Origin of the sequence: Flavobacterium sp. (genome assembly GCF_039932285.1) — a bacterium.
In the GTDB taxonomy this organism is placed as follows: domain Bacteria; phylum Bacteroidota; class Bacteroidia; order Flavobacteriales; family Flavobacteriaceae; genus Flavobacterium.
The window spans coordinates 1-12,193 of sequence record NZ_JBDTQE010000078.1; the positions used below are offsets into that span (position 1 = coordinate 1).

The following is a 12,193-nucleotide window of genomic DNA, read 5'->3' on the forward strand; positions in this document are numbered from 1 at the left end:
TCGATTATCGCTCTCGCGTGAGGGATAGTAGTGGAAATCCTTTTTTGAGGCTTTTAGCCGATAAAAAGATTGAAACGAATAGCACGACCGGAGGAGGTACGACGAAGGACACGTCAAAATTGAAAGGATTTAGCTAAACTTGATTGCTTTGACCGGAGATATTTTGGTTATTATATAGGAAGGAATTAGTAAAACTAATAGGCATATTACGATTGTTCCTATATTTAGCAAGAGTATGTGTACTATGTTTATATTGACTGGAGCTTGGTTAACATAGTAATTTTCTGGATTAAGTTTGATAATGCCCGTGTATTTTTGAATGAGTAATAACCCTATTCCTATTATGTTTCCCCAGAGTAGCCCTTTTATAATTAGGTGTGCTGCATTATAAAGGAATATTTTACGGACTGTCCAATTGTTTGCACCTAGCGATTTTAGGATTCCTACCATTTGTGTTCTTTCTAGTACTAGAACTAATAATGCGACTACCATATTGATTGTTGAAACCACTATCATAATAACGAGTATTACTACAATATTGAAATCGAATAATTTGAGCCATTCGAATATGTAATAGTATTTTTGGACTATGGTTTGGGTGTCTAAGGTTTTTGTATGGTCAATTTTATTTTGTGTATTGCTATAAACCTCGGCTCCTTTCTCTTCGATCTTATCAAAATCATTTATAAATACTTCGAAAGCGCCTACTTCGGTTGGTTTCCATTTATTGATTCGTTGAATGTGTCGAATGTCTCCTATTATATAAGTTGCATCGAATTCCTGAAATCCTGAGTTATAAATCCCAACAATAGTAAAAACTCGTAGATTTGGCATGTGATTACCGCTGTCTTTCATAAAGAAAGTATTGCATTTGTCACCCAATTTTAATTGTAATCTGTTTGCTAAATATTCTGATATAATAATTTCGGAGTTCAGTTCCGATTTCAAGTTTGGAATTCGACCTTGTACTAAATATTCCGTCAGGTTTTCCCAACAGTATTCTTTTCCGACTCCTTTGAAAACTATTCCTTCAAAAGCTTTTTCCGTTCTAATAATTCCTGCTTTGCTTGCTACGGTCTGAATATGTTGTATTCCATCTACTGAATTGAATTTGGGATAAAAATCCTGATTGGTCGATATTGGAGACAAACTAACTTGAGATTGATTGTCATCGAAATTCGAAATAAGGATATGCCCGTTGAAAGCAGCTACTTTTTGGCGTATTTTTTGTTGTAGCCCTGTTCCAGTCGCGATAGAAATAATCATCATAATCATACCAATAGCAATTGCGGTTATTGCAATTTTTATTATTGGCGCAGATATACTACTTTTATTGTTTTTAGAAGTAATAAGTCGATTTGCGATAAAATATTCTAAATTCAAACGATTATGATTTACAAATTTATGTTCAAAAATACAGTTTTATTTTTTCTTTTAATAATGGTGTCGTGTAAAACTTCTTCACAATCAAAAGTGAAAAGTGAAAAGTCGAAAATTATCAAAACAATTGAAATTGATAAAGCTAAAGACGTATCCGAAAAAGAAACATATAAACTTGTTCTAGGAGCTGATAATTTCCGAACTTATTTGCCTTTATTAAAAGACAAAAAAATCGGAATCGTTACCAATCAAACTGGAGTTTTGTCTAACAAAACTCATTTAGTCGATTTTTTATTGTCAAAAGAAATAAATATAACAAAAATATTTGCTCCAGAACACGGATTTCGTGGTACTGCAGATGCTGGCGAACATGTGATTGACGGAAAAGACTCTAAAACCGGCTTGACAATTATTTCGCTTTATGGTGACAACAAAAAACCGAAACCTGAACAATTAGCAGGAATTGATATTATGATTTTCGATTTACAAGATGTGGGCGCGCGATTTTACACCTATATATCTTCCTTACATTATATTATGGAAGCCTGTGCAGAGAATAACATTCAACTCCTTATTTTAGATAGACCAAATCCTAACGGAAGTATTGTTGACGGACCTATTCTTGAGACAGCATTTACCAGCTTTGTAGGAATGCATCCTATCCCAACGTTACACGGAATGACTATTGGCGAATATGGGAAAATGATAAACGGCGAGAAATGGCTCAAAAACGGCATTCAATGCAACCTAACTGTTATACCTTGTTTAAATTACAAACGAGAAATGACTTATGGTCTACCCGTAAAACCATCGCCAAATTTACCCAACGACCAAGCAATAAATTTATATGCGAGTTTGTGCTTTTTTGAAGGTACCAATGTAAGTGTAGGTCGAGGAACCGAAAAACAATTTCAAATTTATGGCTCGCCTTATTTGTCAAAAAGCAGTTTTAGATTTACTCCTATTCCTAATTTTGGAGCTAAAGAACCAGTATATAAAAATATGGAATGTTTCGGAGAAGACTTATCGGCTGTAGCCAAAGTAAAACAGTTGGAACTAAAATGGCTCATCAAAGCATACCAAACCACATCAGATAAATCGAAATTTTTCAATCCTTTTTTTACAAAATTAGCTGGAACAAAGAAATTACAACAGCAAATAGAATCTGGAATATCAGAAAAGGATATTAGAAAATCTTGGGAAGATGGATTGATTTCATTTAAAAAAATGAGAAGCAAATATTTGATTTATTAAAAAATGCAAATCTAATTTGTGAAAACTGTGTTTTACAAAGGCATTTTCAATTTCATTTTCTCCACAATATTAAATGCTGCGGGACAAATCGCAACATTTTTCAAAGTTAAATCTGTAATTTGATTAAATTTCTTTCTATCCGTGTGTGGAAATTCTCGACATGCTTTTGGGCGAACATCATATATAAAACAAGAGTTATCTTGGTCTAGGAAGTTACAAGGAACGCTTTGCAATACATAATCTTGGTCTTCATCCATTCTTAAATATTGGTCGATAAACTGTTGTGGTTTCTGACGCAAGTGTTTCGAAATACGTTCAATATCGGCACTGGTAAAAAGTGGTCCAGTCGTTTTACAACAATTAGCACAATCTAAACAATTGGTTTTTTTAAATTCGGCATCATGCAAATCTTGCATCACATAATCTAAATTTTTGGGCGGCTTATTTTTTAGCTTTACAAAATACTTTTTGTTTTCGATATGCTTATCTTTGGCTTCTTTAGGAAGTTGTTGTAAAATTTGTTTCAAGTTTAAAGTTTAAAGTTGATTCTGCAAAATTACTCAAATCAAATAGACAAATAACCGCATAAACAAATAAACTTCATCAATCCTATTTTAATGATGAATGTTGAACAACGAATGTTGAATTTTGAAATACAAAAAATGAAAGATCTTTTCGGAAAAGCCATACTCGATTACAAAACCAATAATTCGCCCGAAGACCTTATTACCGAAACTTCTATTTCTGAAGCGGACGAAATGAGTGTGGCTTATTTGTTTCGATCTTTCGCCGAAATGCCAAAGTTGGAACAAAAAGCTTTGCAATTAGCGAAAGGAAAAGTTCTCGATGTGGGTTGTGGCGCAGGAAGTCATTCGTTATCGTTACAAAATGAGCGAAATCTTGCTGTTACTTCGATAGATATTTCCGAAAATGCAATTGAAGCTTGTCAACTTCGTGGTTTAAAAAATGCTCGGGTTGAAAATATCTTGAATCTTGAAAATCAAAAATTTGATACAATTATTTTATTAATGAACGGAACTGGCATTTTTGGAACATTAACAGAAACTGCTAGATATTTACAGAAACTAAAATCATTGTTAAACCCAAATGGTCAAATCTTAATAGACTCTTCGGATATTATTTATATGTTCGACGAAGATGACGACGGAAGTTTCCTTATTCCTGCCGACGGTTATTATGGAGAGCTCACTTTTACAGTTCAATATAAAGGAGAAACCGAAGATACATTTCCTTGGTTATATTTAGATTACAATACACTCCAAAATGCAGCAAATGCAAACGGTTTGCAATGCGAATTAATTATGGTAGGTGAACATTTTGATTATTTGGCAAGACTTTTTTAGGAGCTAATCCCGCTTTCCGTTGCAATCTTTTCCTTTTTAAAGAAAAAAGCAAAAGGATTTCCACTATAATCGGGGCTATTATCAAACTTACACTTCAATCATGTTTGTAGTTTTTATAATATCTGTAAGAGCTTGGTACAAAATATCTAAATCCTCTTGTGAGTTATAACCATTTATAGAATATCTGATATAAACAGCTCCATTAAGTGGCATCACAGGAATTTGAATTTTGTATTTATCATATAATAAATCTTTTAATCCTTGCGGATTATTTGTCATTACCGGAACACTCGCCATTTGGCCAAGGAATTCAGAAGTAATTGGGCAAATAGGATTTGTTCCTAGCAAATCACAAAACCGCTGGTAATTATCTAAAACCATTTGTTTACATTTTTGAGAAACTTGCTTCCAACTATTTTTTTCTAAAAAACTTATCACCGTTGGCGTACAAACAAATACAGACACATCACGAGTTCCTTGGTGTTCATGATAATCTAAAAACTGACTCTCGCCAGGAAACAAACTTTCGTAACCCCAACTCACGACTAGCGGGTCTAAATCATTTTGAAATTCCTTTTTTACATACAAAAATGAACTTCCTTTGGGAGCCAACATCCATTTATGTAAAGTCCCTGTATAATAATCCGGATTTAATTCCTGAATATTTAAATCGATATGTCCTGGAATATGTGCGCCATCAACAATTGTTATAAGTCCTAATTCTTGGGCTTTATCGCAAATTTCTTTTACAGGAAACAATAAAGCCGTTGCACTTGACATTTGATTGATAAAAATTACTTTAGTTTTAGAAGAATATCCTTTCCAAAATTCTTCAAGGATTTGTTCTTTTGAAATTATAGGTAAAATAATTTCTTGACGAATATATTTGGCTTTCGATTTTTTGCAAAAGAAATTCCAAGTTCTATCCATCGCTCCATATTCGTGGTTTGTTGTTAGGATTTCATCTCCTTCTTGCAAATTTAAACTACGCATAACCGTGTTAATGGCAAAGGTCGGATTGGGTGTAAAATATAAATCTTGGGCTTCACAACCGACAAATTTTGACAAACTTTCTCTAGCAGTTTTTAAATATCCTGTTTGCTTCTTCTGGATAAATTGTACTGGCTCACTTTCTAATTCCAATTGAAATCGCTGAAATTCTTCAAAAATAGGTTTCGGACAAGATCCAAATGAACCATGGTTTAAAAAAGTGACATTCTTATCGAGTAGAAATTGCGATTTCATTGTTTTTATTTTGAATCTAATATAAATAAAAAAATCCCATCTGCAATATCAGATGGGATTTAAACTTATTAAAGATTTTTTACTATTGAATTTTTATAGGAAAATTATAAACCACTGGTACATTTACTCCATTTTGGCTTCCTGGAGTCCATTTAGGACACTTAGCTAAAACTCTTTTTACTTCTTTTCCAGCATTTCCAACTTCTTTTATAATTTCCACTTTACTTATGTTACCATCAACACCAATAACTATACTTACTTCAAGAGTTCCAGTTTCAACCTCTTCCTCTTCGGTGCTTGGTGCTTGGTAATTTTTCATGACAAACCTCATGAATTCTTGTATGCCGCCTGGAAAAACAGGTTTTGTTTGTACTGTTTCATAAAGTACAGGTGTTTCACTCACTAGCCTCATAGATGTTTGAGACGATAATAAGCTTGTACAAAAAGCACAAGCAAATAAAATCAAAAATTTTCTCATAATTTATTATTTAAATTAATAATATTACCGGGGCTAGTAATTCTATACAATAATATACAAGTATCGGTTAAGTGCAAAATAAAATCGATGAAATGCATTAATGAAAAATATATGTGTAATTATTCTTACGTAAATAAATTTATTTAATTTTTTATTTACACAAAAATATAACTGACTGAAAAGCAGTTAACTAAAAAACTCATTTAGCTTAGTTGCTAAATGAGTTTTTTATAGACTTAAAATTCTAGAATTAATAACCTCTAATAGTAATTGGTAATTGAAAAGTAACTCTTACTGGCTTCCCGTCTTGCTCACCGGGTGACCAATTTGGCGATTTTGAAACAACTCTCACCGCTTCTTCAGCCGCTCCTGAACCAATATCTTTTAATATTTTTATTTCAGAAATTTTACCAGAAGTTTCAACAACAAAACTAATCTTAACTATTCCAGAAAGTCCTTCTACTTCTGGAGTTTTAAAATTTTTTGCAATAAATTTCATAAATTCATTATAACCTCCTGGAAATTCAGGTTTAACTTCAGCATCTTCATAGTTTATTGGAAGACTTTTTATTGCATTTAAAGAAGCTTGCGAAAATATAAATTGTGTTGCAAGCATAGCTATTGCTATTAGTAGATTCTTTTTCATAGTTGTGTGGTATTTTTGGTTAAATTTTATTTTAAACAAATTCCAAACATGTTCATTAAGTTACTTTTATTTGGGACAAAAGAAAGTTTTAATATTTTGATTATTAAAACTTTACAAACATATTAATTTTACTTCTAATAAAAAAATAAAATCGTTAAAACGTTATTTTATACTGATAAATAACTCAAGGTATATTCAAATATTTGTGAGTTTGTAAGGATACCCTCCATTTTGGATTATTCATTACATAATCAACAATAAGAGGTGTTATCTCCTCTTTTTTACTCCATTCCGGTTGAAGAAAGAGAATCGCTTTATCATTAATTTTTGCTGCCTGTTCTTCGGCAAAAATAAAATCATGTTTATTATAAATAATCACTTTTAACTCATGGGCTATAGCATAAGCATCAGCCACTGGTAATTTATTTTTTTTTGGTGAAAGACAAAACCAATCCCAAGTACCCGTTACTGGATATGCTCCAGAAGTTTCAATATGAACTTGAAGATTTTCTGCTTTTAATTTTTGGGTTAAAACTTTCATATCCCAAGTAAGTGGTTCTCCTCCTGTTACAACAATAGTTTTTCCAAACTTCTTTGCGTTTTCGACAATAAGGTCTGTTTTTGTTGGTGGATGTAGCGCTGCATTCCAACTTTCTTTCACATCACACCAATGACAGCCTACGTCACAACCTCCAATTCGTATAAAATAGGCTGCTGTTCCTGTATGATATCCTTCTCCTTGTATAGTGTAGAATTCTTCCATAAGTGGAAGCATTTCTCCTTTTTCGACTGCAATTTGTATTTCTTTTGTAAGCATTGTTTTATTACGTGATAAAAACACAATTTATTAAAAATGAGTAAATTGCCGTTGTTTAAAATTAAATTACCAATATTTAATATTTTATAAAATCATTGTTGTCTAATTTTTCTAATATAGAATACTAGTCTTGAGAGCAAAAATACAGAATTAATTTTGATATTAAATATCATTTTAAAGCTCAATTTGATTTAGCTTTAGTTAGACAAAAAATGCACAATATTAATACCTAGTTAATAATGTGATTAAAATATTTATTGATTTTTTTGTCCTCTCTTTAAGTGAATTTAAATTTTTTCGAATTTACATATAAAAATAAAGGGCATTATAAATTTTCTTTTATTTGCACGAACTACTTTGAATTCGCAACATTAATAACAAAAGTTTTAACAAATACTTAATAGATTTTGCTTTTTTAAATTGCAATTAATAAAAATAATTGAATCCTATAAAGCAATTGTATAACAAGCCAATATTATCAAAAAAGGCACCAAATAAATTTGATGCCTTTTAAAATTAATTCAAAAACAATGTTACATTTTTGTTATTATAAACTCACTTCTTCTGTTAGCTTGATGTTCATCTTCAGAACATTTAACACCGTCTGCACAATTATTAATTAATTGAGATTCCCCATAACCATTTCCTACAAGTCTATCTTCAGAAATACCATTTTCTATCATCCAAGCAACAGTTGATTTTGCTCTTTTTTCAGATAATTCTTTATTGTATTTAGAAGTTTGTCTGCTATCCGTATGAGACTTAACTTCAATTTTCATGGTTGGATACTCTTTCATTACTTCAACCATTTTAGCTAATTCTATTGCCGCATCTTTACGAATAAATGATTTATCTAAATCGAAATAAATTATTTTAATTCCGAATGCACTTGCTAAATCTGAACCTACACTTACTTGAATTATTTTTTTAGAAACAGGTAAAGAAGCTAATTTTTCGCCAGAAAACTTATCTGTTTTTACAGATGTCTCTGCCGTTTCATATGCTTCATTTTCAGTTCGCACATAATATACTTTATTACATTCTAAATTTTCAAATTTGTATTTTCCTCCTGCATCAACTATTGTTTGAGAAACCTCATTCATTTTATCATCAAACAATTTAACTGTTGTGTTTGGTACAATTTCAGTAGTCTGTAAGTCTGAAACAACTCCCGTAATTGTTTGTTTACAGTCAAATTCTAACTGAGAATTTTCAGTAAATTTATAAATATCGTCAAAACCCTTACCTCCATCTCTATTTGATGTAAAATAACCTTTTTTAGTGTTTGGATCAATTATATAAGCAAAATCATCTGTAGGCCCGTTTAATGGAGATCCAACATTTAAAACATTAGAGTAACTACCATTTTCATAAATTTTTACTGCGAAAACATCTAACCCTCCAAGACCAGATTGTCCGTCGGAAGCAAAATATAATATATTATCAGCAGACACAAAAGGGAATGTTTCTCTTGATTCTGTATTAATTTTTAATCCTAAATTTTCTGGAGTACCGTATGAACCGTCAGAATTAATAGAAACTTTAAAAATATCAGATTGACCAACTGTTCCTTCCATATTGGAAGCAAAATATAACGTTTTATTATCTGGACTAAGTGCTGGGTGAGCAACACTATATTCGTTACTGTTAAAAGGTAATTCTTGGATATTTACCCAATTATCTCCTTCTAAAGTAGCTTTATATAATTTTAATAAGACTATTTTATTAGTGTCTGTAAATTTTTTCCCGTTAATAAAGTTATTTCTTGTAAAATACATTGTTTTCCCATCATTTGTAAAAACAGGAGTAGATTCATTAAATTTCGAATTTACTTTTTTAGACAAAGCTTCAACTCCTGACAAATTACCTTCTGCATCAATATCTGATTTATATAAATTTGTAAAAGATTGATTTGTCCATTTACTTCTAGTTTTAGAAACTCCTCCTGTATCTCTAGCAGAAGCAAAAACTAATTTATTATTAGTAATTGATGGGCCATAATCGGAAAAAGCTGAATTCATTCCTGCGTCGGAGATTGAATATCTATTTGAATTTTTCTTGATTGATTCTAAATACTTTTTATCTTCATTAAAAATTTTAGAACGGTTATCAGAATTTGTTTTCTTAGTAAATAATTCTAAATATTCATCTGCTTTTACATAATTTTCTTCTGCTTTTAAACATTGTGAATATCTATAATAATATTCAGCATCAACATCTTGACCTAAGCTGAATAACTTTTCATACCATTTACCTGCTTCTTTTAACTTAGCATTAAAATAATATGAATTCCCTAGCTTTTGAAACAATTCAACCGATCCATAACCTTTATTAGCTACTTTTTCGAAAATTTTTATAGCATCAATATATGCCAACGAATTGTAATTTTTTTGTGCTGATACTAATTTTCCCTTTTGTGCTGATAAAGAAACAAAACTTAGTATACTTATAAACAATATAATTCTTAATTTCATAATACTCATTTTATTAGAAGAATCTAGGTGAGACAACTTTGTCAAAATTTCTGAATAATTCATATCTTAAAAAGAATTCATGAGATCCAGAGTTATAATTTGAAAGCTTAGTGGTTTCCATATCATATCCATAACCAAAAAACCATGAATCTGATATTTGAATACCTACCATAGCACTTAAAGCGGCACTCCATCTATATGCTGCTCCTATAGTAAATTTATCATTAATTAAAAAATTAGCCGACAAATCAACTTGTAAAGGTGACCCTTGCACCATCTTTGTAAGTGCTGCTGGTTTTAATTTTACATTATCCGACAAATCGAATACATGACCCGCAATAAAATAATAGTGCATTTTTTCCGAAGCAACTGATGATGAATTAAAAGTAGATTGATTTTTATCAAAATGCTTGGTTTCTAAAATATTTGGTACAGAAAGACCAAGGTATGTTTTATTAGAGTGTAAATAAAGACCTGCTCCAATATTTGGAAAAAATTTACTTTCAACATTTTGTTGTGATAAATTATCTGAAGGGTCATAAATGTTTAATTTATTAAAATCTATACTCAATAAATCTGCTGTTCCTTTAACTCCAAATGACAGTTTAAATGACTCTGATGTCTTAATTGAATAAGAAATATCCGCAGTAATTGTATTTTCATTTGAAGGTCCAATCCTATCATTTACAAACGAGATACCTAAACCTAAATTTGAACCATTAATTGGCGTGTTTAAAGAGAGTGTATTGGTAACTGGAGCACCGTCTAAACCTACCCATTGACTTCTATGCAAACCAAAAATACTTAAAACACCTCTTGAACCAGCATAAGCAGGATTTATATTAACAGTGTTGTACATATAATGAGTGAACTGAGAGTCTTGTTGTGAGTAGCTCGAAAACATCGTTAATATAAAAACGATAAATAATATTCCTTTTTTCATTTTTTTTACTTTTATAATTACTTAAAGGGAGGTAAAAAACCTCCCTTTAAGGTTCTTATCTATTAATATATAAGTATCCTGAACGTTCTTTTGCTTGGTTATTATTGTTAATGTACTTAACAATATAAAAATATGTTCCTACCGGCAATCCTGAGTTTTGACTTAAAGTAACTCTTCCTTCAGAATATCCTTTAAAATATTTACCGTTTTGACCATAACCTTTTGTTTCATAAACAAGAAGTCCCCATCTGTTATAAATTTCAACAGTATTATTAGGATACAATTCAATGTTACGAATAACAAATACGTCATTATCTCCATCATCATTTGGTGTAACTAGATTAAATATTTCTAAATCATCCTCAGATGGAGTGTGATTATTAAATTCTAAGAAATCAGGAATACCATCTCCATCACTATCTAAAGGGTCTTTAGGGTTATCACCATATTCATCACCGTTATTCAAACCGTCGTTATCACAATCAGCATCTAAAAATACTTGAGATTGAGGTAATGTTACATTAATAGCTAAGAAATCACAAAAATCATTTGGGTCTGTTCCATCAGCTATCTCTATAACATCAGTAACACCATCACCATCACTATCAGTAATAATTATATATGTTGCTATTGCTGTATCGCAATTTGCTGGAACTGCTCCTGTTTCACATAACTGATATGTAATTGAATAGGTTCCTGCTAAAGTATTCGGAGCAATAGTAACGTTTCCATTAACATCTATACTTAATGGACCTACCGTGACTGGAGTAACATCTGTATTTACTATACTTGCCAAAACACCATTTAAAGTATCATTTCCTAAGACAGATCCTCCAGAGATTGGACCAGTAGTTGTAACAATAATCGTTATTGGACCATCATTAACTGCATCGATGACATTGGAAACAACTACTGTTGCTATTGCTGTATCGCAGTTTGAAGGTGATACATTTAATCCTGTTACTGGATCTGATTCACATAATTGATAAGTGACTGTATATGTACCACTTGGTGTGTTGGCAGCAAGGGTAACACCTCCATTAGCATCGACACTTAAAGGACCGTTGCTTACTGGGGTAACATTCGTATTGGTTGTTGTTACTGGATTACCATTTATAGTGTCATTTCCTAATACTGTTCCTACTACAGTGTTTGATGTACCACTTGGTACTGTAGCTGTAGCTGTAACTGGTGTGTCATTAACTGCATCGATGACATTGGAAACAACTACTGTTGCTATTGCTGTATCGCAGTTTGAAGGTGATACATTTAATCCTGTTACTGGATCTGATTCACATAATTGATAAGTGACTGTATATGTACCACTTGGTGTGTTGGCAGCAAGGGTAACACCTCCATTAGCATCGACACTTAAAGGACCGTTGCTTACTGGGGTAACATTCGTATTGGTTGTTGTTACTGGATTACCATTTATAGTGTCATTTCCTAATACTGTTCCTACTACAGTGTTTGATGTACCACTTGGTACTGTAGCTGTAGCTGTAACTGGTGTGTCATTAACTGCATCGATGACATTAACCGGTACAGGCGTACTTGTTGATGTATTGTTTGCAACTACTGGATCTGATTCA

General features: G+C 31.6%; 11 protein-coding genes. 2 read left to right on the forward strand and 9 right to left on the reverse strand.

Annotated elements, in window-relative coordinates:
* Positions 1-129: 129 nt before the first annotated feature.
* Positions 130-1,383, reverse strand: coding sequence for an FtsX-like permease family protein (locus ABI549_RS11830; protein ID WP_348076671.1), 1,254 nt, complete (start codon positions 1,381-1,383; stop codon positions 130-132).
* A gap of 6 nt (positions 1,384-1,389) precedes the next feature.
* Between ABI549_RS11830 and ABI549_RS11835 the strand changes: the two genes are divergently transcribed.
* Positions 1,390-2,634: a DUF1343 domain-containing protein gene (locus ABI549_RS11835; RefSeq protein WP_348076672.1), complete on the forward strand. Its 1,245-nt coding sequence runs from the start codon at positions 1,390-1,392 to the stop codon at positions 2,632-2,634.
* 32 nt (positions 2,635-2,666) lie between these two features.
* On the opposite strand, the gene ABI549_RS11840 is transcribed toward ABI549_RS11835, so the two are convergent.
* On the reverse strand, positions 2,667-3,161 hold the full coding sequence (locus tag ABI549_RS11840; RefSeq protein WP_348076673.1) for a YkgJ family cysteine cluster protein: 495 nt from the start codon (positions 3,159-3,161) through the stop codon (positions 2,667-2,669).
* 135 nt (positions 3,162-3,296) lie between these two features.
* On the opposite strand from ABI549_RS11840, the gene ABI549_RS11845 reads away from it, so the two are divergent.
* Entirely contained in the window at positions 3,297-3,998 is a 702-nt protein-coding gene (locus ABI549_RS11845) for a class I SAM-dependent methyltransferase (protein ID WP_348076674.1), read from the forward strand.
* Between the two features lie 87 nt (positions 3,999-4,085).
* On the opposite strand, the gene ABI549_RS11850 is transcribed toward ABI549_RS11845, so the two are convergent.
* The 7 genes from ABI549_RS11850 to ABI549_RS11880 form a co-directional block, all read right to left on the reverse strand.
* A complete protein-coding gene (locus ABI549_RS11850) occupies positions 4,086-5,243 on the reverse strand; it encodes an aminotransferase class V-fold PLP-dependent enzyme (RefSeq protein WP_348076675.1) in 1,158 nt (385 codons plus the stop codon).
* Between the two features lie 82 nt (positions 5,244-5,325).
* The gene (locus ABI549_RS11855; protein WP_348076676.1) at positions 5,326-5,721 is read right to left on the reverse strand and encodes an energy transducer TonB; all 396 of its coding nucleotides are present in this window, start codon (positions 5,719-5,721) and stop codon (positions 5,326-5,328) included.
* A gap of 250 nt (positions 5,722-5,971) precedes the next feature.
* Entirely contained in the window at positions 5,972-6,367 is a 396-nt protein-coding gene (locus ABI549_RS11860; RefSeq protein WP_348076677.1) for an energy transducer TonB, read from the reverse strand.
* Positions 6,368-6,551: 184 nt separating this feature from the next.
* Positions 6,552-7,184 (reverse strand): 7-carboxy-7-deazaguanine synthase QueE, encoded by a 633-nt coding sequence (locus ABI549_RS11865; RefSeq protein WP_348076678.1) that lies wholly within the window; start codon positions 7,182-7,184, stop codon positions 6,552-6,554.
* Between the two features lie 533 nt (positions 7,185-7,717).
* Positions 7,718-9,658: an OmpA family protein gene (locus tag ABI549_RS11870; protein WP_348076679.1), complete on the reverse strand. Its 1,941-nt coding sequence runs from the start codon at positions 9,656-9,658 to the stop codon at positions 7,718-7,720.
* 13 nt (positions 9,659-9,671) lie between these two features.
* Positions 9,672-10,601, reverse strand: a complete 930-nt coding sequence (locus tag ABI549_RS11875) for a type IX secretion system membrane protein PorP/SprF (protein WP_348076680.1) — start codon at positions 10,599-10,601, stop codon at positions 9,672-9,674.
* Positions 10,602-10,656: 55 nt separating this feature from the next.
* The coding region (locus ABI549_RS11880) for a gliding motility-associated C-terminal domain-containing protein (RefSeq protein ID WP_348076681.1) at positions 10,657-12,193 on the reverse strand (1,537 nt) is incomplete at its 5' end.